Source organism: Siphonobacter sp. BAB-5405, assembly GCF_002872335.1.
Classification (GTDB): Bacteria; Bacteroidota; Bacteroidia; order Cytophagales; family Spirosomataceae; genus Siphonobacter.
This window is the reverse complement of the sequence record NZ_NJAG01000013.1, coordinates 230867-257231: the sequence shown is the minus strand read 5'-3', so window position 1 is coordinate 257231 and position 26365 is coordinate 230867. Positions and strand designations below refer to the sequence as shown.

General features: G+C 48.6%; 22 protein-coding genes and 1 pseudogene. 16 read left to right on the top strand and 7 right to left on the bottom strand.

The window, feature by feature from the left end; translation table 11 throughout:
- The 3 genes from BWI97_RS13325 to BWI97_RS13315 all read right to left on the bottom strand — a co-directional run.
- Positions 1 to 401 (bottom strand): hypothetical protein (locus BWI97_RS13325; protein WP_199182010.1); only part of this gene is annotated, 401 nt, incomplete at its 3' end.
- A gap of 70 nt (positions 402 to 471) precedes the next feature.
- Positions 472 to 1818 (bottom strand): M24 family metallopeptidase, encoded by a 1347-nt coding sequence (locus tag BWI97_RS13320; protein WP_102201320.1) that lies wholly within the window; start codon positions 1816 to 1818, stop codon positions 472 to 474.
- A 127-nt stretch (positions 1819 to 1945) separates the two neighbouring features.
- The gene (locus tag BWI97_RS13315; protein WP_102201319.1) at positions 1946 to 3343 is read right to left on the bottom strand and encodes an MFS transporter; all 1398 of its coding nucleotides are present in this window, start codon (positions 3341 to 3343) and stop codon (positions 1946 to 1948) included.
- A gap of 188 nt (positions 3344 to 3531) precedes the next feature.
- On the opposite strand from BWI97_RS13315, the gene BWI97_RS13310 reads away from it, so the two are divergent.
- From BWI97_RS13310 to BWI97_RS13295, 4 genes are all read left to right on the top strand, one after another.
- Positions 3532 to 3837: a putative quinol monooxygenase gene (locus tag BWI97_RS13310; RefSeq protein ID WP_094808235.1), complete on the top strand. Its 306-nt coding sequence runs from the start codon at positions 3532 to 3534 to the stop codon at positions 3835 to 3837.
- Positions 3837 to 4373 carry a DUF1697 domain-containing protein gene (locus tag BWI97_RS13305; RefSeq protein ID WP_102201318.1) on the top strand — a complete coding sequence of 179 codons (537 nt, stop codon included), beginning with the start codon at positions 3837 to 3839 and terminating at the stop codon, positions 4371 to 4373. Before BWI97_RS13310 ends, BWI97_RS13305 begins: the two co-directional genes overlap by 1 nt.
- A 101-nt stretch (positions 4374 to 4474) precedes the next feature.
- A complete protein-coding gene (locus tag BWI97_RS13300; protein WP_102201317.1) occupies positions 4475 to 5440 on the top strand; it encodes a YafY family protein in 966 nt (321 codons plus the stop codon).
- A gap of 150 nt (positions 5441 to 5590) precedes the next feature.
- On the top strand, positions 5591 to 6796 hold the full coding sequence (locus BWI97_RS13295) for a L,D-transpeptidase family protein (protein ID WP_158242751.1): 1206 nt from the start codon (positions 5591 to 5593) through the stop codon (positions 6794 to 6796).
- Here BWI97_RS13295 and BWI97_RS13290 read toward each other — a convergent pair.
- Positions 6745 to 7524, bottom strand: coding sequence for a murein L,D-transpeptidase catalytic domain family protein (locus tag BWI97_RS13290; protein WP_094808239.1), 780 nt, complete (start codon positions 7522 to 7524; stop codon positions 6745 to 6747). The genes BWI97_RS13295 and BWI97_RS13290 overlap by 52 nt on opposite strands.
- A gap of 657 nt (positions 7525 to 8181) precedes the next feature.
- On the opposite strand from BWI97_RS13290, the gene BWI97_RS13285 reads away from it, so the two are divergent.
- From BWI97_RS13285 to BWI97_RS13255, 7 genes are all read left to right on the top strand, one after another.
- Positions 8182 to 9102: a hydroxypyruvate isomerase family protein gene (locus BWI97_RS13285; RefSeq protein WP_102201316.1), complete on the top strand. Its 921-nt coding sequence runs from the start codon at positions 8182 to 8184 to the stop codon at positions 9100 to 9102.
- A 247-nt stretch (positions 9103 to 9349) separates the two neighbouring features.
- On the top strand, positions 9350 to 10642 hold the full coding sequence (locus BWI97_RS13280) for a DNA polymerase IV (protein ID WP_102201315.1): 1293 nt from the start codon (positions 9350 to 9352) through the stop codon (positions 10640 to 10642).
- A gap of 107 nt (positions 10643 to 10749) precedes the next feature.
- The gene (locus tag BWI97_RS13275; protein ID WP_094808241.1) at positions 10750 to 11721 is read left to right on the top strand and encodes an aldo/keto reductase; all 972 of its coding nucleotides are present in this window, start codon (positions 10750 to 10752) and stop codon (positions 11719 to 11721) included.
- Positions 11722 to 11987: 266 nt separating this feature from the next.
- Entirely contained in the window at positions 11988 to 12995 is a 1008-nt protein-coding gene (locus BWI97_RS13270) for a sugar kinase (RefSeq protein ID WP_102201314.1), read from the top strand.
- A 190-nt stretch (positions 12996 to 13185) separates the two neighbouring features.
- The gene (locus BWI97_RS13265; RefSeq protein WP_102201313.1) at positions 13186 to 13854 is read left to right on the top strand and encodes a bifunctional 4-hydroxy-2-oxoglutarate aldolase/2-dehydro-3-deoxy-phosphogluconate aldolase; all 669 of its coding nucleotides are present in this window, start codon (positions 13186 to 13188) and stop codon (positions 13852 to 13854) included.
- 77 nt (positions 13855 to 13931) lie between these two features.
- Entirely contained in the window at positions 13932 to 14561 is a 630-nt protein-coding gene (locus BWI97_RS13260) for a LysE family translocator (RefSeq protein WP_102201312.1), read from the top strand.
- Positions 14562 to 14641: 80 nt separating this feature from the next.
- Entirely contained in the window at positions 14642 to 15274 is a 633-nt protein-coding gene (locus BWI97_RS13255) for a LysE family translocator (protein WP_094808244.1), read from the top strand.
- Here BWI97_RS13255 and BWI97_RS13250 read toward each other — a convergent pair.
- Positions 15271 to 17052, bottom strand: a complete 1782-nt coding sequence (locus tag BWI97_RS13250; RefSeq protein ID WP_102201311.1) for an ABC transporter ATP-binding protein — start codon at positions 17050 to 17052, stop codon at positions 15271 to 15273. The two genes, BWI97_RS13255 and BWI97_RS13250, sit on opposite strands and share 4 nt — an antisense overlap.
- A gap of 271 nt (positions 17053 to 17323) precedes the next feature.
- Here BWI97_RS13250 and kduI point away from each other — a divergent pair, with 271 nt between their 5' ends.
- Complete coding sequence (kduI, locus tag BWI97_RS13240; protein WP_102201309.1) at positions 17324 to 18154, top strand: 5-dehydro-4-deoxy-D-glucuronate isomerase; 831 nt, start codon at positions 17324 to 17326, stop codon at positions 18152 to 18154.
- 60 nt (positions 18155 to 18214) lie between these two features.
- Here the strand turns inward: kduI and BWI97_RS13235 are convergent, their stop codons facing one another.
- On the bottom strand, positions 18215 to 19546 hold the full coding sequence (locus BWI97_RS13235; RefSeq protein WP_102201308.1) for an Nramp family divalent metal transporter: 1332 nt from the start codon (positions 19544 to 19546) through the stop codon (positions 18215 to 18217).
- A 206-nt stretch (positions 19547 to 19752) separates the two neighbouring features.
- Between BWI97_RS13235 and BWI97_RS13230 the strand changes: the two genes are divergently transcribed.
- From BWI97_RS13230 to BWI97_RS13215, 4 genes and pseudogenes are all read left to right on the top strand, one after another.
- Positions 19753 to 20415 (top strand): metal-dependent transcriptional regulator, encoded by a 663-nt coding sequence (locus tag BWI97_RS13230; protein ID WP_094808247.1) that lies wholly within the window; start codon positions 19753 to 19755, stop codon positions 20413 to 20415.
- A gap of 153 nt (positions 20416 to 20568) precedes the next feature.
- A pseudogene (locus BWI97_RS13225) lies at positions 20569 to 21647 on the top strand (LptF/LptG family permease).
- Positions 21648 to 21762: 115 nt separating this feature from the next.
- Positions 21763 to 22674: a DMT family transporter gene (locus BWI97_RS13220; RefSeq protein WP_102201307.1), complete on the top strand. Its 912-nt coding sequence runs from the start codon at positions 21763 to 21765 to the stop codon at positions 22672 to 22674.
- A 388-nt stretch (positions 22675 to 23062) separates the two neighbouring features.
- A complete protein-coding gene (locus BWI97_RS13215) occupies positions 23063 to 25543 on the top strand; it encodes a prolyl oligopeptidase family serine peptidase (RefSeq protein WP_102201306.1) in 2481 nt (826 codons plus the stop codon).
- 285 nt (positions 25544 to 25828) lie between these two features.
- On the opposite strand, the gene BWI97_RS13210 is transcribed toward BWI97_RS13215, so the two are convergent.
- Positions 25829 to 26239 carry a phage holin family protein gene (locus BWI97_RS13210; RefSeq protein WP_094808249.1) on the bottom strand — a complete coding sequence of 137 codons (411 nt, stop codon included), beginning with the start codon at positions 26237 to 26239 and terminating at the stop codon, positions 25829 to 25831.
- Between the last annotated feature and the right edge of the window lie 126 nt (positions 26240 to 26365).

Sequence of the window (26365 nt, the reverse complement as noted above, 5' to 3'; positions counted from 1 at the left end):
AGCTTCCGTTCGCGGAGGTTATCAATTTTATTGGAATCGAAAAAATGGTACAGGTAGTCCTCCAGTACCCGAACCAGCTTGATCAGAATGACGGCGAAGGCAATGGTAATGCAAATTTCAAGGATTCGGTTGATGGTTACGCGGGAGGCCCGTTCCAAATGCATAAGCGGAAAGAGCGTATTGAACACGAGTAGCGGAATCAGAAAAATCAGAATGGACTTGAAATGCCGGATCGACGAACGGAAAATAGAGTAGGGCAGTTCACGGGCCGTGAGCTTGCGAATGACGGGTACGACCAGATATTTCAGGATGACGCCAATCAGGATCGAAAAGACAATGACGCACAGATTCCAGAGATAATCCGGCATGTATTGTGATAAGTTCTGCAGGAAGGCATTCATGGGAAAACAAGTAAAGTACTAGCCAAGGTAACACAATTCAGGCGTGGAGTGTTTTTTAGAAACCCTCCACTTACTTCAGGTGCGGAGCCCGGCGGGGAATGGTAAAAATTTCCGTTTGTCGTCCGTCGATGTACCGAAAACCCGCCGCATCATAGTAGCCGTCTTCTTCGAGCATAATCCGAACCGTTTTATTCCACTCCTCCACGCGTACGGCTACGTTCAGTTCAATCGAATACCCCGTCTGCTCAAAAAGCGGGTAGTCGCCCGTACCTTTTACGTTTTTCTGGTTGTCCCACATCCCAATGGCGGGACCGGCTGCATGGCCATGAAACCCAATTGGGTGCGAGTAAATGCTGCCCATGATTCCCTCGCTTTCGGCCTGTTTGAGGGCCTCTTCCAGTAGGCCATTACCCGTTTTTCCGGCTTTAAAGCGTTCCGTTAAAATATCCTGTAGCCGATTACCCTGCCGAAAAGCTTTTTTCAGAAATTCCGGAACGTCGGTTTCCCCCGGCTTTAGTACGTAGGCGTGTTGCTGCTGATCCGTGTTGAGCCGTAAATAGGTAATCCCGAAATCAACGTGCAACAGATCGCCCGGTAAAATGACTTGTGTACCGGGACGTTTGGAAAACGTTCGCAGGTGATCGAAGCGTTGATCATCGGCTCGCTGAATGTCCACAGTCGGATGAAACCAGGTATCCAGTCCCAGATCCGTTACGCGTTGCCGCAGGTACCAGACCACATCGTCGGTGGTCGTTACGCCCGGCTGAATTACTTTTTCCGAAAACGCTTCTGCAATCAGCTCGTGCGAAAGCCGACAAATCATCGGGTACAGCACCATTTCCTTTTCGGTACGGGTTTCGAGCCAGCTGATGGCCAGCCGGTCGGCCGACTGAATACGGTCATGAAATGCTTTGGGTAACTTTTTCATGAACTCGCCCTGTTCGGTGTACGTCAGACCGTCAGCATGGCCGAAGTACTGCGAAAAGTTAAGTCCGATTTTCTTCGGATTTTTTTGCTGAATCACCTTCACCAACGCATCCCACTGGTCGGGATTGGCACTCAGATCCCATTCCCCTTTCAGCAGCGTACCTACGTCATAGCGGGCAATGGCTAATTTTTCCAGTGGTTTGTTCGCTCCCGGATCATAGAAAACCATAATGGTACGGCGGCGGGCCGAAAGCCAGGTACTCGGTAGCATGGTTCGCATGACCGGGTCTTCGTTGTATTCCCGCGAGATCAATACCCAGAGATCAATACCTTCCCGACGCATCAGACGCGGCAACAGGTTTTCCAGACGATCTTCCAGTACGTCATCGATTGTAGCCGCACGAGCCCGTTCGTTGAGAATGACCGTTTGTGAATGAACAGAACATGAGGTGAATACTAGAAAAAGGCTAAGCAGATAGCGTTTCGGCATGGTTTGATGGGAAAAGTGAAGTACTACGGCAATCCTAGTTGCCGCTTACGTTTAAAAGACGAAGAATGGAATCTGTACGTGATTTTTGCTCTGGAATGGTTACGGACTCAACTTGGATCAAATCACACTAGCCATCCGTTTCGGCGTTCAGCTTGGACGTGTATTTGGTGTCTTTCATAAAGACGTACACCAGCAGTGAAGTAAAAACGGCCCCGGTAATGTACCAGTAGAAGTAGGATTCGTGACCCAGGTTTTTAAAAAGCAAGGCAATGTATTCGGCGGTGCCGCCGAATATAGCGACCGTCAGTGCGTAGGGTAAGCCCACGCCCAGAGCCCGAATTTCCGCGGGAAACAGCTCCGCCTTCACGACGGCGTTGATGCTCGTATATCCACTGACAATGACCAGGGCTATCAGTAGAAGGACGAAAGCTTCCCATGGTCCCGAAGCATGACTTAAAGCTGTAAGCAACGGTACTGTACCGAGCGTACCCAGTACACCAAAACCTAACAGGAGTGGCCGACGACCTATGTGATCGGACAGCAGGCCAAAGAGGGGTTGGAGCAACGCAAAAATGGCTAGGGAGAGAAAAGAAATCAGCGTTGATTCACCCTTGCTCAAATGCACGGTATTGACCAGAAATTTCTGCATGTACGTGGTATAGGTGTAAAAAGCCAGCGTACCGCCCAGCGTGAGTCCAACGACGGTCAGGACCGCTTTGGGATGCCGCAGTAATTCGCCGATGCTCCCTTTTTTCCGTTGGGGCGACGCTTCTTCAAAAGCCCGGGTTTCATCCAGATGCCGCCGCAGGTACAGAGCAATAACTGAAAGCAGGGCTCCAATTACAAAGGGAATACGCCAGCCCCAGTCATGGATTTGTTCTTCCATGAGTAAAAGCTTTTGTAGAATCAACTGAATACCCAGAGCCATCAGTTGACCGCCAATCAGGGTAACGTACTGAAAACTGGAATAAAAGCCCCGTCGCTGGGCCGTAGCCATTTCGCTGAGGTAGGTGGCCGATACGCCATATTCGCCACCTACGCTAAGGCCCTGAAGCAAGCGGGCCAGGACGAGCAGAGCCGGAGCCAGCAGGCCGATTTGCCGGTAGGTCGGAGTGGCCGCAATGAGAAGCGAACCCAGCGACATCAGTAACACCGAAAGCGTCATGGAGCGTTTGCGTCCCACGCGATCGGCCAGCGTACCGAATAGCCAGCCGCCAATGGGCCGCATCAGAAAGCCAATGGCAAAAATCCCTGCCGTATTAAGCAGTTGGGCGGTAGGATCGTCGGAAGGGAAAAAGGACGATGAAAAGTAGAGGGCAAAAGCTGAATAGGTATACCAGTCATACCATTCCACCAAATTACCAACGGAACCGCCAAAGATGGCCTTGAGCCTGCGTTTTGAAATGGAAGTCAAGAGAGCGAAGGGATTAATGAACGAGTCGACTGGCCGGAAAATACGGGGATTCAGGCAGATATAAAAATGAAAGATGGCCAAACGCCGGACCAATACGAAGAGTAGTTCCATACAGAGCTTTGGCAAACAACTACATGTAGAACTTCGGATAGATGGGTGAAAAGAAAAGCACGGAATGGGTTAAGCAATTTTCTGCAACGTATAGACTTAAAAATTTAAACGTTCCGATAAAAACTGCTAATTATTTAAGTTATTTGTGCTAGTCACTATCATTAGTATAACACTATCGTCGATTTATTATGGTAAATGTTGCCTTGTTAGTACGCCTGGAAGCAAAGCCCGGAAAAGAGCAGGAAGTCGCTGAATTTATTCAGGCGGCTTTACATTTAGCGGAGGAAGAAACGGAAACCATTAGTTGGTACGCTATTCAAATTAGCCCTTCGACCTTTGGTATTTTTGATACGTTTCCGCACGAAAGAGGTCGCCAGGCACACTTATCGGGTGAGATTGCTGAGGCCCTGGTTGCCAACGCTGCCGAACTGCTGGCGGGCCCTCCAATCATTGAGCAGGTGAATGTACTGGCTGCTAAAATGCCCCATGCGTAATGTTTCTCTTTGTTTCGTTGCTCAGAGGAATTAATGTAAGCGGACAGAAGAAGATTCCGATGAAGGAATTAAAAGCTCTGTACGAAGAACTATCGCTGAGCGAAGTGCGAACGTACGTCCAAAGCGGAAACGTCATCTTTGAAACGCGTGAAACAAACCGTGATACCCTGATTGAGGGTATCCAGCAGAAGATTTCGGAGAAGTACGGTTTTCAGGTGTCGGTAATATTACGTACCCTGGAAGAAATGCAAGAGGTAATAGTCAGGAAGCCTTTCCCAGGTTCAGAAGCCTCGCCTTCCTGGTATGTAACGTTCCTGGCTAAGCAGCCTGATCCAGCCCGGATTGAAGCGTTACAGCAGCTTGACCTACAGCCGGAATGGTTCCAACTTCTAGATCGGGAGGTGTATCTGAGCTGCCCCAAAGGTTACGGCAATACGAAGCTATCGAATGCCTTTTTTGAAACGAAACTGAAAGTAACCGCTACCACCCGCAACTGGCGGACGATAAACGAACTCGTTCGGCTCATGCAGGAATAAAGGGTTTCTTCCATCGGGATTCAGCGGAGGATAGTATCTTTGAGTAAAGGATTGGTTCATCGAATCAATCCTTTTTTTTTCAGCCAAGCCCCTTTGTTGTCATGAACCGTATCGACCGTGTAACGGCCATTCTGATTCAGTTGCAATCCCGCCGCATTGTAAAAGCCCAGGACATTGCCGAACGTTTTGGTATTAGCCTCCGCACCGTTTACCGTGACATCAGTACCTTGTGCGAAGCGGGGGTACCCATCTTAGGCGAGGCGGGTGTGGGTTACTCCATCATGGATGGATACCGTCTGCCGCCAGTCATGTTTACGAAAGAGGAAGCCATGGCTTTCCTAACCGCCGAAAAGCTGGTAGATAAGCTGACGGACCAGTCCATTCGGGAGAGTTACCGATCGGCCATGTATAAGGTGCGGTCCGTACTGAAATCTGCCGAAAAGTCGCTGCTGGAACACATGGAGCAGCATATTGAAATTCGTCAGACGTCTTCGCCCTTTCTGGAAGAAACCGATAACGCTTTTCTAAGTCCTATCTTAAAAAGTATTACCGAGCAACGTTGCCTGCACGTACAGTACCAGGCTTTTGGTACAGAAGCCCCTACGCAACGAATCATCGAGCCCATTGGTATTTTCTTTGCCTATGACCACTGGCATGTCATCGCATTCTGTCGCTTACGGAATGATTACCGCGATTTCCGTGTCGATCGCCTCCTGTCCGTACAGCCCACTACGCTGCCCTTTAGTACCGAGCATCCGGTATTGAAAGAATATCTGAATAAAATTACCGCTCAGCGAAAGCTGCATACCATCGTAATTGAAGTAGACCGGGACGTATTGAAGTACATAGACCGACAAAAATTCGTGTACGGATTTGTTGAACAAATCGACCGGGGTGCATGGGTTGAAATGACCTTTGTTTCAGCCTGGCCTGATATGTTTGTCCGCTGGTTTCTACTGTTTGCTGAAAAAGCCCGGATTCTCAGTCCGGCTTCCTTGCAGGAGGAGCTTCGAACCCGCGTTACCCAACTCTATCACCAGATACATCCCGTATCGGTAGAATCCTGAAAATCGTTTTAGTAAGGGGTGTTGGGGAAAAAAATCTACGAAGATTAATTACTTTTTAGTGAAATAGCTCTGATTGTCAATAGACAAGGACGAGTAAGGGGTTAGCATAACTATTTCATAAACTTCTATTGAACATTGTTTATGAGAGCTATGAAAAGACTGCTGCGAATTAGCCTACCCTTGATCATTTGCATCCTGATTTTAAACTTAGTTTCCTGTAAGAAAAAATACAATCAGGCTTCGGAACGTACTGATGAAGCCCTGAATCAAGAACTAAGTGATCAGGAAGTACACGATCAGATTCTGCAATATGCCCGGCAAAACGGTATCAAAACTGATGCCTTTGATTCACCCGAGAGTTCAACGTTCAGCTTGCTGGCAGAAATTGGCTTTGGTCATAAACCCAAATACATCAAACACGTTGAGCAGGTACAACCTATTGATTCAGCAGCCGTTCGTACGGCGGGCTGGAGCATTGTACAGGGCGTTGCTGTGGAAGATGCCCTGAAATCACTGGAGCCAGGTTATCCGGCTTACCAGCAGTTAAAAAAGGAATACACCCGATTAATGACCGAGCAAAGCAAGTCGGATAGTGCTCAGTTGGTGGCGGAATCTATGAACGCGTATCGCTGGATACATCGTCAGGCTAAAGACGCTTCCCGATTAGTACTGGTTAACATTCGAGGGGCCTATCTGGTGGGAATGGATGCAAACGGTAAGGAAGCCCTGCAAATGCGGGTCGTAGCGGGTAAGAAAGACAAAGCAACGCCGCCCATGGACACGTACGCTACGCAGGTTATTACGCACCCGTACTGGAATGTACCCCGAAGCATTGCCGTGAAAGAAATGCTGCCCAAGATTCAGAACAACGTAGCCTTCCTGGATAACAACAATATCGAGGTTATTGATAAAAAAGGAAATACCGTAGATCCAGAGTCGGTTGACTGGCAATCCCTATCCGTAGATCGGTTTCCGTACCGCCTCCGTCAGGATACGGGTGCGGATAATTCACTGGGATTACTGAAAGTAGAACTGAAAAATCCGCTGGCCATTTACCTGCACGATACCAATGCCCGCTACCTGTTTGCCAAAGAGCAACGCTGGCGGAGTCATGGTTGCGTTCGGGTGCAACGACCAACGGATTTAGCCAATTTTATGGCTGGAAAGCAACTTTTGGAGAGCGATTCACTCGATGAAACGGGAGCAGAAGCGTTACCTCCGACGTACTATGCCTTATCACCTAAAGTACCCGTTTTCCTGTTGTACTTGGGAGCGGATATCAACGATAAAGGACAGTTGGTATACTACAATGACGTATACGGATGGGATAAATCAGAAGCAATTTCAGCTCGTTGATCCGTCTGATGAACGCCCGTCAGGAGTTGGGATTGTTTCAGGTAATCTGCATTATTGGAATACAGAAACAAGCCCGCTCCGCCTTTCAACAAGTTGATCAAAATCTTATGATCGGCGTACGAAACGGCAGGACAACCCTGACTACGGCCCAGTCGGCCCGTTTGTTTGATGAAAGCTTCGCTTACGTAATCAGCTCCGTGCATTACAATAGCCCGACTGTAAACGTGGTCATTGATACCTTTTTCAAGGCCTTCGAGTTTCAGCGAAAGGCCATGTTTACCCTGGTATGTACCCATGGTTTTGTAAAAGCCCAGGCTGGATTGGTGCGATGAATCGTTATTAGAAAAACGCTGAGCGAATTCCTGACCCGAATTCATGCCATGAGCCACGTACGTATTATAAATCAGTTTCTTTTTTAACAAGTCAATTACGTATAACCGTTTGTTACGGGAAGACTGGCTAAAATCGGCAATGGCTACTACGGGATGTTCCAGTTTCATTTGCTGGAAACCATGCCAGGCATAATGAAAAGCTTCAGAGGATAAGCCCAGGGATTGTAATTGTAACGAGTCATATAAACTAACCCACTCCTGATCGGGATTTAGGGGTTTAGTAGTGACAACAGGAGCTTTCTTTTCAGTAGTAAACGAGGAAAACGGGTTGATAAATCCAAAGGATAACGCAAGTACGATGGCCGTAACGGCCACTAACGTTAGGGACTTGTTCATTGAGTGTTCGTTTGGTTGGTGAAACTACTTTTGCATCAATGGCGAAGGTGAATGATCATTTATAGCATTATTAGAAAACGGCGAGAACGTCTCTTTGGTTCCATAGTATAGGCCTCTTCTCTAAGACAACAACCTCAAAAATAGGTACTTTCTTGTAAACACTTGTAGTTTGTACTTCAAAAAGGTTGGTTGGGCAGATAAAATGATTACTGAGTCTGCGAGGGAAACAGGAATAAAATAAGGCAGCTCCATTTCCTTCATTTTTATTCCTGTACACCAATGGCAGATCGAAAATCAGTTATCATCATGCATCGTATTAGGGCCTTACCTAACCGAACTAATACATACGGTAAAAATTGTATAGAAGTAATAAAGATCTGCTATAAATTCTGTAAGTCACTGGTATTCCTCTACTAAACAAGAATTTATTTTCTCTTTTCTTAAGTTCTGGCTCGGTGATTACAAAACAAATGGATGTCGTAGCATCCTTCTGCCAAACGTTTCACTGATCGTTTGTTGCAAGCCTGTAAGAAGTAGTAAAAGTTCTGCAATCGATCCGATAGCCGTTAAATTCTTTTCCGAAAAGTCACCCGAATGTTTTAGTTGCGGTCAGGGTTTCGTTTTTTTGCGAGTAATCAATGCCTCTAACTACAAGACATGCTACGTCGAACGTTCGTTAAGAATTTATCTGCCGCCGCCGGAGTGGCAGCTTTAGGCGGTTTATCGCGGGTAACTGCTGCCCCCCCAAAAAACACGTTTAAGCTCAGATACGCCCCGCACTTAGGGATGTTCGATAACCTGGGCGGTAAAGACCTATACAAGCAGATTGAATTTATGGCCGACCAGGGCTTCAGGGCTTTGGAAGATAACGGGATGACAGGTCGATCTGCCGAAGAGCAAACCAAAATGGGTGATTTGCTGAATAAGCTGGGTATGGAAATGGGCGTGTTTGTCCTGCACAAAGGGGGCAATGGAGCCAACACCCTGGCTGCGGGTAAGAAAGAACACCTGGATATTTTCCTGAAGGGTTGTCAGAATGCCATTGAAGTAGCCAAGCGTTGCCGTACGAAATACACGACCGTAGTACCAGGCGATTTTCAGCGGAATCTCCCCATCGGTATTCAGACCGGTAACGTAATTGATGCCCTGCGTCGGGGAGCCGAAATGCTCGAACCGCACGGATTGATTATGGTACTGGAACCCTTGAGCGATACGCCCGATCTGTACCTGCGAACTTCCGACCAGACGTATGAAATCTGCCGGGCTGTGAATAGTCCTTCCTGCAAAATTCTGTTTGACATTTACCACATGCAGAAAAACGAAGGCCATATCATTCCGCACATCGACTGGGCGTGGAATGAAATCGGGTACTTCCAGATGGGCGACAACCCCGGCCGGAACGAACCCGGTTCCGGAGAAATAAATTATCAGAATATCTTCAAGCACATCTATAAAAAAATGAAGGCAACCAACCGGGATTTCATTTTCGGTATGGAACACGGCATTTCCGTAGGTGGAGCGGAAGGCGAGAAGAAATTGATTGAAGCCTATAAATGGGCTGATAATTTTACGGTATAAAATTAAGTTTCAATAAAGAAAAAGGTCGCTTATTCGGGCGACCTTTTTTATTGAAATCGGTTTGTCGATCGACTAATTAGAGGCACAAGAAGGCTGTCAAAAATTCCTAAATCTGTATAATAAAACCAGACAAAGTATACAAAATGTATATATTTTTCATTCAATAGATTTTTAAAAGCTCTGTTTTGGCTTTAAAATTTATCCAAAACACTTGTTTTTTTAATCATAAAGTACTGAATTTGAGTCCATGAACGAATTCAGTATACCTCCTGGAGCGGCCGTACTGTTCGTGGATATGAACAGTTTTTTTGCCAGTTGTGAACAGCAGGACAATTTCTACCTGCGGGGACGACCTGTGGCGGTATGCGTGTATACGGGCCAATACGGCTGTGTCATTGCTCCCTCGATCGAGGCGAAAAAACGTGGGATTAAGTTAGGGATGCGATTGAATGAAGCCGTACGCCTGTGTCCGGAGCTAGTGCCGCTCACGACTACGCCGGACAAGTACCGTGACTACCACACGAAGATCATGCAGATCCTACGCCGGTTTTCGGATCAGGTCATCCCCCGGAGTATCGACGAAGCCATTGTCATTTTAAGTAATCACCGACTCATTTACCACGATCTCGAACCCGTGGCCCGGGCCATTAAAAAAGCCATTCATCAGGAAGTAGGCGATTATCTACAGTGTTCGATTGGCATTGCCCCTAATGCATTTCTGGCCAAACTGGGTTCGGATTTAATCAAGCCGAATGGACTAACGGTTATTTCTCCTGGTAACATTGATTTAATTCTCAGTCAGCTTGAACTGACGGATTTACCCGGTATCGGTCACGGCATGTCCCAACGTTTGCAAAAGGCCGGGATCGAAACGCCCCTCCAGCTTCGCTACGCGGATCCGGAGTTTTTGCGGGCGGCGTGTCGCAGTATTGTAGGCTGGCACTGGCATCTACGACTTAATTTCTACGAAGTTGATACCGAGTACACTTCTGCTTACAAGAGCATGCAGGCCATGCGGCAGCTCTCACGCAGCCAGCGGCGGTCGCCTGAGATCTTGCAGCAGATTCTGTTTATGCTTTGCCAGACCCTGGAGCGTCGGATGGTACAGCAAAGTGTCTTCTGTAAAACGGCCCATTTCTGGGCTAAATACGAGGAAGGCCGAACCTATCAGGATGATATGCAATTTCAAACGCCCGTGCAGGATGGGGTCGCTTTATTTAATCTGGTACTGAAACGGGCTCAAACCAAGGCCCAGTGGAATCACTCCTCCGAGTCGCTGTTCAATTCCGGATTGGTAGCCCTCGGAATTGGCGTACACCAGTTTATTCCCGATCAGTTGGTGCAGTATCAGTTGTTTGAAGACAACGTGCGAAAGGATAAACTCCGGAAAGTATACTACGAACTTCGCGATAAACACGGGTCTCGAAAAGTCATGCGGGGAGCTGAAGTTTCCGAGAACCCACCTATGCAGGATGTCATTGGTTTTGGTTCCGTCAAAGACCTCTACGGTAGAATCACACCCGACTGGATGAGCGAGTGAAAGATTAGGCGTTGAAAACGTAAGTAACGCAGTTTTTACCCGTAAACCTGTATACCTTTGAAAAAACTTACGGATCACTATACGTTGATCATAACCTCTTTGTAACTATGAATTACCGCAGATTTGGCCGTACCGACTGGAAGGTTTCCGAGATGGGTTACGGCATGTGGGGGCTCGCGGGCTGGACGGGTTCCGATATTGAAGAAGTGAATCGTTCGCTGGATCGCTCGGTAGAATTAGGCTGCAACTTTTTCGATACCGCCTGGGGATACGGAGCCGGTAAAAGCGAAGAAATTTTAGGGGAGTTGTTGAAACGAAATCCCGAAAAACGGTTGTACGCGGCTACCAAAATTCCACCCAAAAACTTCAAGTGGCCTTCCAAACCGGACTATACGCTGAATGAATGCTTTCCGGCCGAGCACATCATTGAATATACCGAAAAAAGTCTGAAAAACCTGAAGGTTGAACAAATTGACCTGCAACAGTTTCACGTCTGGGAAGACGCCTGGGCTGATCAGGATGACTGGAAAGAAGCCGTTGAAAAACTGACGAAAGAAGGGAAAGTGGCCCACTGGGGCATTTCGGTGAATCGCTGGGAGCCGGATAACGTATTGCAAACCCTGCGTACGGGATTGATTTCTTCGGTACAGGTAATTTACAATATCTTCGATCAGGCTCCGGAAGATAATCTGTTTCCGCTTTGTAAAGAACTTGATGTCGCCGTAATTGCCCGGGTACCCTTCGATGAAGGTACCCTGACGGGTAATCTGACCAAGGATACTACGTTCCCGGCAGACGACTGGCGTTCGACCTACTTCGTTCCCGAGAACCTGAATGCCAGCGTCGATCACGCCGAAGCATTGAAACCGTTGATCCCGGAAGGAATGAACCTGCCCGAAATGGCTTTACGCTTTATCTTGAGCAATCCCGACGTTGGAACGATCATTCCGGGGATGCGAAAAATCCGTAACGTCGAAGCCAATATGGCTACTGCCGACGGCAAAGGCCTTTCTACAGAACTACTGGACGAACTCAAAAATCACCGTTGGGATCGTACGCCTACGGAGTGGAGTCAATAGCGTAATGCCTTGTTTAGTAGGGAAGCGTACCGTTCGTCGGGTACATACAATGGGCTCTGGACCGGTGTATGTACCCGACGAAAATGAATCCGGGGAATGGAACCTTCATAAATCTATGACTCGATTCTCCCGGGAACTCGGGGTATCTATCCCTTCCTAACGTCTTTTATCTATATCAGAAAAGGATTTAGTATCCGTTTGGGTCGAAGCAGTGTTAGGCTCCTACTAAATCCTTTCAGGACCTGTCCCAAGGATTGCTACCCTACATGAAAAAAGTTGTCACTTTTGGCGAGGTTATGCTCCGGCTCAGTACGCCGGGCTTCGCCCGTTTTGTTCAGACTACGAGTCTAAATGTGAATTTCGGTGGCGGAGAAGCCAACGTGGCAGCCGCTCTGGCGTACCTCGGCATTCCAGCCAGTCACGTAACCCGGTTTCCCGATAACGATTGGGGCTACGCGGCGGCGGCGGCCTACCGTCGGTATGGCGTGGAAACGCAGGATATTGTATACGGCGGAGATCGTATTGGTACCTATTTTCTGGAAACCGGAGCCATGATGCGGGCCAGTCGTATTATTTACGATCGTACCAACTCAGCCTTCGCTCAACTTGACCCGAAGGAACTTGATTGGGAGCATATCCTCGCGGATGCTCAGTGGTTTCACTTTACGGGTATCGCTCCAGCAATTTCCGAAGGAGCTGCCCAGGCATGCCGCGACGCCATTGCCGTAGCGAATCGGATGGGTATCACGGTTTCGGCGGATGTCAATTCCCGGAAAAACCTCTGGAAATGGGGTTCGACTGCCGCTGAAGTCATGACCGAGTTAACGGCCGGTTGCGATGTCATTGTTTGTGGGAAAGGCGACGCAGAGGAGTTATTCGATATTACGCCCAACACGCAGGAAAAGGGCTTTATTTCCGTTTGTCGGCAGATTCAGGAGAAGTTTCCCCGGGTTAAAAAGATCATCAATACCAAACGAGGCTCCCTTTCGGCTTCGCACAACACCCTACAGGGGCGTTGCTGGAATGGCGAAGACCTCGTACAGACCATGACGCACGAAATGGTACCGATGGTGGATCGGATCGGTGGGGGAGATGCCTTCCTGGCGGGGTTCATTTACGGGCAAATTCAAGGCTTTTCCGATCAGAAATCCATCGATTTTGCGACGGCGGCTTCCGCATTAAAACACAGCATCGAAGGCGATTTCAATCTGGCCTCCGTATCCGAAATCGAAACCGTCATGAGCGGCGACACGAGCGGAAGGCTGAGTCGATAGATACAGTTAGCGTTTGGTGTTTAGGGCTTAGAGTTTTGGGTTAGATATCTCAATGGATCAGTCAAAATTCTGCCTTAGCTGAAACGCTGACAGCGTTAAAAAGTAATTAGGATAACTGAGGTAGCAGAAAGGGCGAAAGGTTTGGAGCATATCGAACGCTAAACCCTAAACACCAAACTCAAAACTCTACATGGCAAGTTTCACCCGTTTGCAGGTTTATCAAACCTTACTGGAAAATCCCATTATGCCGATTTTCCACCATAATGATTTAGAAGTAGCGAAGAAAATACTGACGGCCTGCTACGAAGGGGGTATTCGGATTTGTGAATTCACGAACCGTGGCGATTACGCTCATGAAACGTACTCCGAACTGCGGAAATTTGGTAAGAAAAACTTCCCTGATCTGGTGGTTGGAGCGGGTACCATTGTGGATGCGGCTTCGGCTACGCTGTTCATTCAGCTAGGGGCGGATTTTGTGGTAGCTCCGGTATTACATCAGGATGTGGCTATTACCTGTAACCGTCGGAAAATTGCCTGGATGCCGGGTTGCTTTACCCTTTCAGAAATCTCCAAAGCCGAAGAGTGGGGTGCTGAAATTGTCAAGCTATTCCCCGGACAAGCTTCTTCGCCCGATTTTGTGAAAGCCATCAAAGGCCCCATGCCCTGGACGGATATTGTCGTAACGGGCGGCGTAGAACCTACCGAAGCCAGTCTGAAAAGCTGGTTCGATGCAGGGGCACGCGGTGTCGGAATTGGTTCACAGCTTTTCCCGAAAGCATTGGTAGAAGCCAATGAATGGCAGGCTATTGCCGATAAAATTACGGAGGCCGTTCGCGTAGCGAAATCCCTGAAGGCATAAACTTACTGAACTACTTGTACCTGAAGATCGCTGGTTCCTGGCGATCTTTTTATTTTTGTGGCTGATTTGATTTTCCCTTGAAAACAGCCTGTATTTTTCTCGTAACATTCGTCATCAGCTTTTTGGGATCGGTCCATCCAGGGCCTGTGAATCTATCCGTAATACAAGCAGTATTGAGGAAAAATTTCTACGCTGCTTTGTGGATAGGTTTGGGTGGAGCAATGGTTGAAATTCCGTACGGGTATCTGGCTTTGCAGGGCGTGCAATTTGTTGAACGTTACCCCAGTTGGCTTAAATCCCTGCAGTTACTAGTCATCCCAGTTCTGTTTCTGTTAGGCATCGCTGCGTTATTGCGAAAACCCAATACTCAGCAAGAGCTTCCCCAATCTGGTACACCCCGCTGGGCCTTTGCCAAGGGCTTATTTCTGTCTTTTTTGAATGGACAACTGCCTTTGTACTGGTTTGCCATTCTACTCAACTACCAGGCTTACCACTGGCTCAAAGTACAATCCGGCTGGCACGAGTTAGGCTTTGTCATGGGAGCCAGTTTGGGGGCTTTCGCCTTACAATTCAGTTACGCAAAACTGGCCTTACGCTATGAAAACCAACTGCTCAAACACATTAAGATTGAGTGGATGGAGCGAATCATCGGTCTACTGTTTATTGCCGTAGGCCTTTGGCAAACGTTCCTGTACTGGTGGAATTAAGGAAGGTGGTCTGGAATACCTTTTTGACAAATAGACCTACCTAGGGTTGCGAGAATACCCACCTCTCAGCCCCGACCATCATGAAGATTTTATGGATTTTTACAGTAACCTTTATCATCGGTTGTCTGGGTTCCATTTATCCAGGCCCGGTCAAGCTTAGTATTGTACAGGTAGTGATGCAAAAGAACCTGCGGGTAGGCTTATGGGCTGCAATAGGAGCGTCTTTACCGGAAATATTAGGAAGTGCACTCGCCATTTACAGCTTTCGCTGGTTGCAACAGGTGCCCGATGTACTGATCTGGTTTCAATGGTCGGTCATTCCTATCCTGCTGATCATCGGATTTCTTACTTTACAAAAGAAGTCAACTCCTGATGTAGAGCAACAGGAAAGTACATCGCCCGCGAACCGATCTGCTTTTACGAAAGCGATGGTGTTGAATTTGTGCAATCCGCAGTTGGTACCCTTCTGGCTGGTGACTACGGTATGGTTCAATAGCAAGCCGGGCTTATCGCTGGACTCGTTTGGACACGAGCTATTCTTTATCCTTGGAGCTACGGGAGGTTCGTTTGCGATGAATTACCTGTATGCCAAACTAACTTCCGTAAACCGGGAGCGTATTCTGGATAAAATTCAGCCCCAAACCATCCGGTTACTGACGGGTTGGGGCTTCATCTTACTAGGCGTATGGCAGGCCGTACAGGCGTTCGCTTAAGCCTCTTCGCCCTGTAGCTGTTTCTCGTAAAGTTCCCGATACGCTCCGTTTCGCTTCATCAATTCTTCGTGCGTACCCTGTTCCACAATGGCCCCGTCATCAAGCAGTACAATTTGATCGGCCAGTTTAGCTGACGAAACCCGGTGACTGATAATGACCGACGTACGGTTCGCCATGATGCCTTTCAGGTTATTCAGAATGGTCGCTTCCGTTTGCGTATCCACCGCCGATAAGCAGTCATCCAGAATCAGAATTTTAGGTTCACGAGCAATGGCTCGAGCGATACTGAGGCGTTGTTTCTGTCCACCGGAAAGCGTAATCCCGCGTTCACCAATTTTGGTGTCGAATCCTTCGGGGAAGTCTACGATGTTCGCGTACAAGTCCGCATCCCGAACCGCCTGAACTACTTTTTCCTGCGAAAGATCCGGCAAACCGAAGCGAACGTTGTTGGAAATTGTATCCGAGAACAAAAAGACATCCTGCGGTACGTAACCCATCTGACGACGCAGGGCCGGAATCTGGTACGACTGAATCGGCGTTTGGTCAATCAGAATATCCCCCGAAGAAGCGTCGTACATCCGCGTGAGCAAACTGGCCAGCGTACTCTTACCCGAACCCGTACCGCCCAGAATGGCTACGGTTTCTCCCGCCTTGATACGGAGGTTAAAGTTTTTCAAAGCCACGATCCCCGAATCCGGGTAAATGAACGTGACGTGTTTAAACTCCACATCGCCCGCAATTTCTTTTTCCAGATTTTCCGTAGAAACCAGGTCCGTTTTCTGATTCAGAAACTCATTGATCCGTTCCTGCGAAGCCGCTGCCCGCTGGATTTGCGAGGTCGTCCAGCCCAGAGCCGTTACGGGCCAGGTCAGCATGTTCACGTAAATCAGAAACTCGGCAATGTTACCGGGCGTGAGCCGACCGGCAATGACTTCCTGACCGCCTACGTACACGCAAAGAATGTTCGATAAGCCCACCAATACGAAAATTAATGGTGTAAACATTGAGTCTACTTTAGTCAGACTCAGGGATTTATTACGATAGCTCTCGGATTGCTTTTCAAACTGCCGGGTGGAAAACGTTTCCTGTACATACGCTTTCAGTACCCGGATACCGGAAAAAGCTTCCTGGGCGTTGGTTGAAAGTTGGGACAGATTCCGCTGAATTTCTTCCGAACGTTTGTTCATAACGCTCGACACGAAGAAAATACTGATCGAAAGCAGCGGTAAGGGCAATAAAACGTAGAAAGTCAGGTGCGGGCTAACGGACACCATGTAGCTGATTACCATGATGAACAGCGTAATCAGGTTGAGTCCGTACATGATACTGGGGCCTACGTACATCCGTACTTTCGAGACGTCCTCGGAGATACGGGCCATCAGATCACCCGTGTTGTGCCGCCGGTAAAAACTCAGGGGGAGGGTTTGGTAGTGATTGTAAATCTCATTCTTCAGATCATACTCGATCAGGCGGGACATGACAATGAGCGTTTGCCGAACCAGAAAGAGGAAAATCCCTTTCAGTAAGGCCATCGCCAGAATGAGCAGACCGTAAATGAGAATGTTATACGAGAAATCCTGGTAGATATTGGCCTGGACTTTGGTGCCATCGAAGAGGAAGTACAAATCCAGTGTTTCCTTAACCAGATCCAGCGAATGCCGGACAATCTGGGCGGGAATAATCCCAAAAAGGTTGGAAATAATGGTAAACAATGTCCCCAGAAAAAGGGTACCCTTATACTTCCAGAGGTATTTATTGAGATAAGCGAGGGATTTCAATGGATGTCTTGTTAATGAGTTGTGAGTTTTGGGTTTTGGGTTAAAAGTTTCGCTGATGATTAAAAGACGAAAGTGTCAATCCTTTAATCATTGATTATCTGCATAATCAGTACAAGCGATGTGATAGGCACGCTGAAACTCTAAACCCCAAACGCTGAACCCTAAACCGAAAACAAAGATAGTCAGGATTGGTTCGCTTCTTTGGGAATTGAAGGGTACGAATGCTTGATTCTCGTCTATTTCATATTCTGAAGCCATTATTATTCTACTCATGCAGACTCGCTATGCACACCACCCTGATGACGTTCGGCACTACGATACCGACCGTTTGCGGGAACAATTCCTGGTAGAGAACGTCATTGCCGACGATCAGATCCAGTTTACGTATTCGCACTATGACCGTTTTATTGTGGGCGGCGTAAAACCCGTTAGTCAGGAAATTTCGCTACCTACCTACGACGAATTACGTGCCAACTACTTCCTCGAACGCCGCGAACTGGGTATCATCAACGTCGGTGGCCCGGGCATCGTTTCGGCCAACGAAGAACGCTACGAGCTTAGCAAATACGAAGCATTGTACCTGGGTAAAGGTACCATGAACGTAACCTTTGCCAGTGCTGATCCGGCCCAGCCTGCGGTATTCTACCTGGCTTCAACACCCGCTCACCGGATTTGCCCTAATGCCAAACTAACGAAAGAAGGAGCTTCGCCCGTCAACGCTGGTTCGAAAGAAACGGCCAATGAACGGACGATTTACAAATACATTCACGCGGAAGGCCTGGAGTCCTGCCAGCTGGTTATGGGCCTTACGATTCTCAGTACAGGTAGCATCTGGAATACCATTCCGGCTCACGTACACGACCGTCGGATGGAAGCGTATTTCTATTTTGACGTTCCCGAAAATCAGCGGGTTTTCCACTTTATGGGTGAACCCCAACAGACTCGGCACTTGCTCGTCAACAACTACCAGGCGATCCTGTCTCCGCCGTGGTCCATTCACTCGGGAGCGGGTACGTCGAACTATTCGTTCATCTGGGCAATGGCCGGAGAAAACTATACGTACACGGATATGGATCTGGTGGATTTGAAGAATCTGAAGTAAGCCATTCTTAATACGCAAAAGCCCGAATCCAAAATCTGGATTCGGGCTTTTGCGTACGCCCTAGAAGCTAGCAATAATCAAATACAGATTTAGCACAAAAATAATCGCCGCAATGATCCAGCTGGTGATACTCAGCCAGCGAGCATTGACAAAAGACCCCATCAAATCTTTTCTGGAAGTAAACCAGACCAGCGGAACTACCGCAAAACTCAACTGGATAGACAGTACCACCTGACTGAACACCAGCAGTTCAGACGTGCCTTTTTCGCCGTACAAAAGCGTAGCAACAAACGCCGGAATAATGGCAATGGATCGGGTGAGAAGTCGGCGAATCCAGGGTTTCAGACGTAAATTCAGAAAGCCTTCCATCACGATCTGCCCGGCCAGTGTACCCGTCACCGTCGAGTTTTGACCCGCTGCCAGCAGGGCTACGGCAAAGGAAATACCGGCCAGTTTTACGCCCAGAACGGGGTCGAGTAAACGATGAGCATCGGTAATATCAGCAACGCTCTGATTGCCCGTACTGTGAAAGGCAGCAGCGGCCACAATCAGGATAGACGCGTTGATGAAAAAAGCCAACAACAGCGAAAGGGTAGAATCAAGGGTCGCGAATTTCACTGCTTCCCGCCGACCTCTATCATCACGCGTGAAGCCTCGCGTTTGAACAATGCTACTGTGCAGGTACAGATTGTGCGGCATCACGGTAGCTCCCAGAATCCCGATGGCCACGTACAATTTATGCCGATCCATGACAATCTCAGGTCGGGGAATCAGGTTCTGAACAATGGCTGGCAAACTCGGATGGGATGCCACCATCTGGTAAATGAAACAGCAGAGGATAACGAAAATAAGCCCACCCACGATGCTTTCCAAGGCTCGAAAACCCCGGTTCTGAAAGTACAGAATCACCAGTACGTCGAGAATCGTAATGACTACGCCCACGGTGAGCGGTAACCCAAAGAGTAGATTAAGAGCAATGGCTGATCCCAGTACTTCCGCAACGTCGGTCGCAGCAATGGCAATTTCCGCCAATACCCACAAGGTTAAGCCAACCGGACGAGAAAACTGATCGCGGCAGGCCTGAGCCAGGTCACGACCCGTAGCAATGCCCAGTTTCAAAGCCAGGTGTTGTAATATCATCGCGAACAGGTTCGAAATCAGAATGACCGAAAGTAAGGTATACCCAAAACGGGCCCCCCCTTCAATATCCGTGGCCCAGTTGCCCGGGTCCATGTAGCCCACGGCCACCATCAGTCCTGGTCCGGCAAATGCCAGAAATTTACGCCAGTTACTGGCTCCTTCCGGAATGCGTACGGAGGCATGTGCTTCCGGCAGCGAATGTTCCAGAAAAGGTGAAGCTTTCGAATCTGACGTAGATAAAGGCGAATTCATACCAAATATAATGCGAGTTATGGTCCTGCTACCGGAAGTTTGGTGTATCCATTTTCAACGAAGCAGAAATCTAATATGCTGCAATCCAAGGTTAAACGAAGCAAATGTAAAGATGGTTTCGAAAAATCAAAACATTTTTTTAGGGTGCCCTAAATTTTTATTTTTGACTTCCTCAAAAGTACCTTTGTAGCCAACTGAATTTGCGAATGGCTTCATTAACGGAAGAAAACTATCTAAAACTAATCTACCATCTCTCAGGGCCCGGCTACGAAGAGGTGAGTACGAACGCCCTGGCGGAGCAAACGCAGACGAAAGCGGCGTCAGTGACGGATATGTTACGGAAACTGGCAGAAAAAAATCTGATCCATTATAAAAAGTATCAGGGCGTTCGGCTTACGGAAGAAGGTCAGCAGGAAGCCCTGAAGGTGATCCGACGGCACCGATTATGGGAGGTCTTTATGGTGGAAAAGCTGGGTTTTCGCTGGGATGAGGTACACCCGATTGCCGAAGAATTGGAGCACATTGCTTCCGAAGAACTCATCAATCGACTGGATGCTTTTCTGGATTTTCCAGAGTCCGATCCACACGGCGATCCTATCCCGACGGCTTCGGGCCGAATGCCTTCCGCTGAATATGAGAAATTAGCCGAAGTGCCTGTTCAGCAGGAAGTTATCATGATGGGCGTATCGGAGCATACGGCTCCGTTTTTGCAGTTTCTGAGTAAATCAGGGCTCATTCCCGGAAGTCTGGTACAGGTACTGGAAGTCAACGAGTTTGACCGTTCGATGACGATCCAGATTAACGAAGCTCATCCTTCTTTTGTGAGCTATGAAGTGGCCCGTAATATTCTGGTGCAGACGAAGGTTTAAGCCAGAACCTGTTCACTAAAATTTCTGTTGCTGCTCATTAGCGTAGGGTCGTCCGTTTTTTTAGCCTACGTTATTTGCATTTTTTAAGAAGGGGCTTTGCGAAAGTAGTTTTAGTTTCGCGTACAGAATTCCCCGAACCGTGACCCCGGAGCCGTGAAAATACTCGACTGGTATATATTCAAGCGATTTCTGACGACCTACGTTTTTGTCGTTTCGCTGGTGACATTGATTATTCTGGTGATCGACTATACCGAAAAGGTCGAAAACTTTATTCGTAATAAGCCCTCCACGCACGATCTGTTGTTGGTGTATTACGTCAATTTAGCCATTTTCTGGGCCAACTACGTAAGTCCGCTGATGGTCTTCATTACGGTCGTTTTCTTTACGGCCAACCTGGCGGCTAAAACCGAGATTATTGCCATTTTAGTACGGGCGTCAGTTTCCTTCGCTTCATGCGACCGTACCTGCTGGCGGCCTCGCTCATTGCGGGGGTGATTTTCTATCTGGTGGCCTATGTCATTCCGACAGCTGATAAAAAGCGGCTGGCCTTCGAGCAGAAGTACGTGCAGGGAGGAACGTATTATTACGACAAACGCGATGTACACATTCAGGTCGGCCCGAACGTGTACGCGTACCTGGCGAGCTACAATAACAGTACCCAGCAGGGCGATAAGTTTACGCTGGAAAAATTTGAAAACAATAAGCTGGTACAGAAACTGGCAGCCTCGTATATTGTCTGGAAACCAGAGATTAACAAGTGGTCGGCGGTGGATTACAGCATCCGTACCATCACCGAAACCGGTGAGCAGCTTACCTACGGAAAGCTGATTGATACGACCCTGGCCCTGGAACCCAAAGATTTTGGAAGCACGCAGGATCTGGAGAAAACCTTTACGCTAACCGAACTCAATGAGCATATTCAGAAGCTTCAGAGCCGGGGAGCGGAAGGAGTCGAACTATACCTGATTGAAAAATACCAGCGATTGGCTAGCCCCTTTGCCATTGTTATTCTGACGGCTATTGGCGTCATTGTTTCCGCCCGGAAATCGCGGGGTGGGGTAGGTTTCCAGATCGCCCTGGGTTTTGGACTGGCCTTTATTTACATTCTGTTTTTCATGATGAGTAGCGGTATTGCCAAAAAAGGGGCCTTTGATCCCTTCCTGGCCGTATGGTTACCCAATATTGTGTTCTCAGTAGTTGGACTGGTTCTGTATCGCACTGTACCGCGTTAAAAAAGTATCGACACCGAAAGTAAGCCCTTATCTTTACGGTTTAACTCCTTCATGCCTCTCACCGCCCCTATAACTCGGCCGATGGTCGAGCCGTATTTCTTTTGATCTGATTGCCATGAGGCCCACTGTTCGCGACTACTTACAATTACACTTTATTGTTCTGATTTTTGGTTTTACGGCCATTTTGGGAAGGCTGGTTACCATTCCTGCGTTGTCATTGGTATTCTGGCGTACGGGGCTGGCTACGCTGGGCATGTGGGCCTTTTTGCGTTGGCAGAAACAGGCGGAGCCCCAGCAGCCGATTCCGGTCGTGAAACTGTTACTGACAGGCACGCTCGTAGCAGCTCACTGGCTGTTGTTTTTTGGCTCGGCCCGGGTTTCCAACGTTTCAGTGTGTCTGGCCGGTATGTCCACCGGTTCGTTGTGGACGGCGGTGGTAGAGCCCTTATTTACCCGGCGTCGCATTAGTCCCATTGAAATTTTCCTGGGATTACTGGTCATGGCGGGTCTGTATCTGATCTTTCTGTTTGAATTCGATCACGCGTTGGGTCTAGCCATGTCCGTAACGGCGGCCTTCCTTTCGGCCCTGTTTTCCGTGTTTAACTCCATGTTCAGTCGTCAGGTAGAACCCCGCCTGATTACCGCTTATGAAATGACCGGGGCCTGGATCAGTACGGCCGTATTTCTGCCCCTGTACTATGGCGTACTGGCTCCGGAAGAACCCGTAGCGATTCTGCCGCAGGGCTGGGACTGGCTTTGGGTCGTGGTACTGGCGGGCGTGTGTACCGTATACGCTTATGCGGCATTTGTGCGGTTGTTTCAAACCTTTACGGCCTTTGTGATGAACCTGACCGTAAACCTGGAACCCATTTACGGAATTCTACTGGCTTTCTTCATTTTTGGCGATGCCGAAAAAATGACGACGGGCTTTTACGCAGGGGCTTCCCTGATTTTAGGGGCCGTATTGTTGTATCCGGTTTTAAGCCGTTGGTCGAATCGGCGGGCGAAAGAGACGATAAACCCATAGGCGATTCGCAGGAGTGGTTAAATTGGTTGGAACGTTTGAAAAGCGTCTGCGGGTAGCTGAGCGTTTGAAGCTTTTTCATGTTTGAAAATAGTTTGAGTGGTTTCAGGTTTGAAGCTGTTTGAGAGCAGTTTCAAGTTTGAAATCGGTTTTTGGTCTGAAGCGGTTTCAGGTTCATTTGTCTTTAGGGGAAAGTTCAAGTCGCAGGTATTTAATCGGCTGTTCCGGGATCAGTGCCCGGCACTCCTATCCTCTACGTAAACCTTAAACTTGACTCAAACTTCAAACCTTATTCAAACCAACTCAAACACCATTCAAACCCTAACCTGCCTTCGAACCTACGCTCATCCGCTATAAACACCTGTAAAATCTCTACATCATTCACTTTCCCATGAGAAAACCACTCCTTATTGTACTGCTGGCTTTGGGGATGGGGCAACTGGTATACGCCCAGGACGGCGGCTACCGTACGCCTCCCAAAGCCCTGGCTGATCTGGTCAACACGCCCCCCACGCCGGGTTTTAATGTCGATTCCAAAGGCGACTGGGTGCTGATTACCGAACGGGCCGCGAATCCTTCCATCGCTGAATTGTCGCAGCCAGAATTACGGATTGCTGGCTTGCGGATCAATCCTGCCAACAACGGACCCAGTCGTGGCTTTCCGCTCATCAATCTGAAACTACGCAAACTGAACGGCAAGGAAGAAATGCAGGTGAAGGGACTACCCGCCAAAGCCGCTATTTCGAACCTGACCTGGTCGCCGGATGAAACGAAGATTGCCTTCACGAATTCCAGCGAAAACAAAATTGAACTTTACGTAATTGACGTTGCTACGGCTACGGCTCAGAAACTTTCTGATCTGGCCGTAAACGCTGCGTTGGGTTCACCGCTGAACTGGGTTTCCGATTCCAAATCCCTGATCGTAACGACCGTCCCGAATGCTCGTGGAGCGGCCCCGGCCCTGAGTCGGGTACCTTCGGGACCGACCATTCAGGAAAACCTTGGTAAAAAAGGACAGGCTCCGACGTACCAGGATTTGCTGAAAAATCCTTCCGACGAAAAATTGTTTGAGTACCACGCCACGGCTCAGGTGGTGAAACTTGGACTGGATGGTTCGGTACAAAATATCGGTCAACCCTTACTGGTAACGGATGCTACGCCGTCGCCCGACGGACAGTACGTGCTCGTGGAAAGCGTACACCGTCCGTTCTCCTACATCGTTCCGATGCGGTACTTCCCGACCAAGGTCGATGTATACAGCCTCAACGGTTCACTCGTAAAAACGCTGACGGATAATCCGCTGGTGGAAAATGCTCCCTGGGGTTCGGATGCGACGATTCCTTATCCACGCAATTACAACTGGCGGGCCGACGTTCCGGCTACTGTAACCTGGGTAGAACCTAAAGATGGTGGTGATGCCAAACGGAAGGTAGCCGTTCGTGACGTGCTGAAAACGCTGGAAGCTCCGTTCTCGGGCGAAGCCAAAGAATTGTACGCCAGTGCTCTGCGTTTTGGTGGCGTCACCTGGGGTAATGCCAATACGGCTCTCGTACAGGAACGCTGGTGGGCTACCCGAAAGCAGGTGACGAAGATTCTGAATCCTTCCAATCCAACGAATCCGGTTGTATTGCTCGAACGTTCGTTTGAAGATAAGTACTCCGATCCCGGTCGGCCCGAGACCCGTAAAAACCAGTACGGTCGTCAGGTGCTCGACATCAATGCCAAAAATGAACTGTACTTTACGAATACCGTCGGTGCGTCACCCGAAGGCGATCGTCCGTTTGTAAGCGTACTGAATCTGGTAACGAAAGAGAATAAAGTCATCTGGCGTTCGGAAGCTCCGTTTTTCGAAATTCCGGTGAGTTTGCTGAGTGCCGAAAAAGGACTGCTGCTGACCCGTCGCGAAGCGGTGGATCAAAACCCGAATTACTTCATCCGCAACCTGAATTTCAACGCGAAAAAGAAGAAGAAAAATGAAACGGCGGTTACGCAGGTGAGCTTCTTCCCCGATCCGTATCCGCAATTGAAAGGCATTCAGAAACAGGTACTTCGCTACAAACGCAACGATGGCGTGGATCTGACGGCAACGCTGTATTTGCCCGCGGGTTACAAAAAAGAAGACGGTCCGTTGCCGACCTTCCTTTGGGCTTATCCCGCGGAATTCAAAAGCAAGGACGCTGCTGGTCAGGTCAGTGGATCACCCTACAAATTCAACGCCATTAGTTTCTGGGGAGCCGCTGCCTTTGTAACAATGGGTTACGCCGTTCTGGATAACGCTTCTATTCCCATTATCGGCGAAGGCGACAAAGAACCCAACGATACGTACGTGGAACAACTCGTAGCTTCGGCGAAAGCGGCTATTGACGAAGGAGTGAAACTGGGCGTAGTGGATTCGAGCCGGGTTGGCGTAGGCGGTCACTCGTACGGTGCTTTCATGACGGCGAACCTGCTGACGCATAGTAAATTGTTCAAGGCTGGTATTGCCCGTAGCGGTGCGTACAACCGTACCCTAACGCCCTTCGGCTTCCAGAATGAACAGCGTACGTACTGGCAGGCTCCCGACGTGTACAACCGCATGTCACCCTTCATGAATGCCGACAAAATGAAAACGCCGCTGTTGCTCATCCACGGCGAAGCGGATAACAATACCGGAACATTCCCCGTCCAATCGGAGCGTTATTACAACGCCCTGAAAGGCATGGGAGCTACTGCCAAGCTGGTGTTTCTACCTTACGAAAGTCACCACTACGATTCGCAGGAATCGCTGATGCACATGCTCAGTGAGATGAATGGCTGGTTAGACAAGTACGTGAAAAATGCCGGTAAAGCAACGACGCCCGCTGGCTCAGTAGGTGGTAAAACCGAAAAATAAGATTTTATACTTGTAAAAGCGACCCGACAATTCCTGTCGGGTCGCTTTTGTAGATACATGGCTGAATAACCGGAGCTGATAAGGTAGCTCGCAGGAATGGAAGAGTACGGATCTGAACACCCGGATACCATGAATGGATGAAATACACCTGGTACGGCGATCGCTCGCCTGGAAAATTCATACAAATGGAGGTATGAATAGATTCCTTCCTGGTGGTCAGTAAAATCAAAAGAGCAGCGAACCCCGCTGCTCTTTTGATTTTATGTATAGTCTATCCGCTAAACGTTAGCTTCTAAGTAAAGGGGTTTGGGATATCCATTGTAGGGCTGTTTCCATGCGTCCATTGCCCGCAGGAGCTGGAGTCAATACCTGATCCAGAACCGCCCCGGCAACGGCTACGCCCAGAGCAATGACTACAGCGGGCCAGAAACCACGGATGGTCAGGCTGCTCATGAACGAATCGACCAGCTTGAGCAGTACCGCCGTCACAAGCAGACGGACGATGAATGACAGAAGAAAGAACGTAACCAGGTTACCAATGCCCCGGAGAATCCAGCCGATTGTAACGTTGAGAAGAGCCAGGATCACAGCGACGAGCAACGCTTTACCAAAACTTTTTACCTCAACCTGAGGCATGACATACGCTAAACCAAAAATGACGGCAGCGTCGAGCAGTAAATGCAGAATTAAATTCATACTAAGTAGTTATAGCTAGGGTTGAAATATCAGCTTCTCTACCAAAGGCATACCAAAATTCCACTTTGCATAATCTGAGTCATATTTTCTACACATCAATGATTTTGCAAACGTTCTGATTAAGTT

What these genes read in the sequence shown, in the direction of transcription:
- BWI97_RS13320 (WP_102201320.1), bottom strand. Translation starts at nt 1,818, where the DNA reads ATGCCGAAACGCTATCTGCTTAGCCTTTTTCTAGTATTCACCTCATGT.
- BWI97_RS13315 (WP_102201319.1), bottom strand. Translation starts at nt 3,343, where the DNA reads ATGGAACTACTCTTCGTATTGGTCCGGCGTTTGGCCATCTTTCATTTT.
- BWI97_RS13310 (WP_094808235.1), top strand. Translation starts at nt 3,532, where the DNA reads ATGGTAAATGTTGCCTTGTTAGTACGCCTGGAAGCAAAGCCCGGAAAA.
- BWI97_RS13305 (WP_102201318.1), top strand. Translation starts at nt 3,837, where the DNA reads ATGTTTCTCTTTGTTTCGTTGCTCAGAGGAATTAATGTAAGCGGACAG.
- BWI97_RS13300 (WP_102201317.1), top strand. Translation starts at nt 4,475, where the DNA reads ATGAACCGTATCGACCGTGTAACGGCCATTCTGATTCAGTTGCAATCC.
- BWI97_RS13295 (WP_158242751.1), top strand. Translation starts at nt 5,591, where the DNA reads ATGAAAAGACTGCTGCGAATTAGCCTACCCTTGATCATTTGCATCCTG.
- BWI97_RS13290 (WP_094808239.1), bottom strand. Translation starts at nt 7,524, where the DNA reads ATGAACAAGTCCCTAACGTTAGTGGCCGTTACGGCCATCGTACTTGCG.
- BWI97_RS13285 (WP_102201316.1), top strand. Translation starts at nt 8,182, where the DNA reads ATGCTACGTCGAACGTTCGTTAAGAATTTATCTGCCGCCGCCGGAGTG.
- BWI97_RS13280 (WP_102201315.1), top strand. Translation starts at nt 9,350, where the DNA reads ATGAACGAATTCAGTATACCTCCTGGAGCGGCCGTACTGTTCGTGGAT.
- BWI97_RS13275 (WP_094808241.1), top strand. Translation starts at nt 10,750, where the DNA reads ATGAATTACCGCAGATTTGGCCGTACCGACTGGAAGGTTTCCGAGATG.
- BWI97_RS13270 (WP_102201314.1), top strand. Translation starts at nt 11,988, where the DNA reads ATGAAAAAAGTTGTCACTTTTGGCGAGGTTATGCTCCGGCTCAGTACG.
- BWI97_RS13265 (WP_102201313.1), top strand. Translation starts at nt 13,186, where the DNA reads ATGGCAAGTTTCACCCGTTTGCAGGTTTATCAAACCTTACTGGAAAAT.
- BWI97_RS13255 (WP_094808244.1), top strand. Translation starts at nt 14,642, where the DNA reads ATGAAGATTTTATGGATTTTTACAGTAACCTTTATCATCGGTTGTCTG.
- kduI (WP_102201309.1), top strand. Translation starts at nt 17,324, where the DNA reads ATGCAGACTCGCTATGCACACCACCCTGATGACGTTCGGCACTACGAT.
- BWI97_RS13235 (WP_102201308.1), bottom strand. Translation starts at nt 19,546, where the DNA reads ATGAATTCGCCTTTATCTACGTCAGATTCGAAAGCTTCACCTTTTCTG.
- BWI97_RS13230 (WP_094808247.1), top strand. Translation starts at nt 19,753, where the DNA reads ATGGCTTCATTAACGGAAGAAAACTATCTAAAACTAATCTACCATCTC.
- BWI97_RS13220 (WP_102201307.1), top strand. Translation starts at nt 21,763, where the DNA reads ATGAGGCCCACTGTTCGCGACTACTTACAATTACACTTTATTGTTCTG.
- BWI97_RS13215 (WP_102201306.1), top strand. Translation starts at nt 23,063, where the DNA reads ATGAGAAAACCACTCCTTATTGTACTGCTGGCTTTGGGGATGGGGCAA.
- BWI97_RS13210 (WP_094808249.1), bottom strand. Translation starts at nt 26,239, where the DNA reads ATGAATTTAATTCTGCATTTACTGCTCGACGCTGCCGTCATTTTTGGT.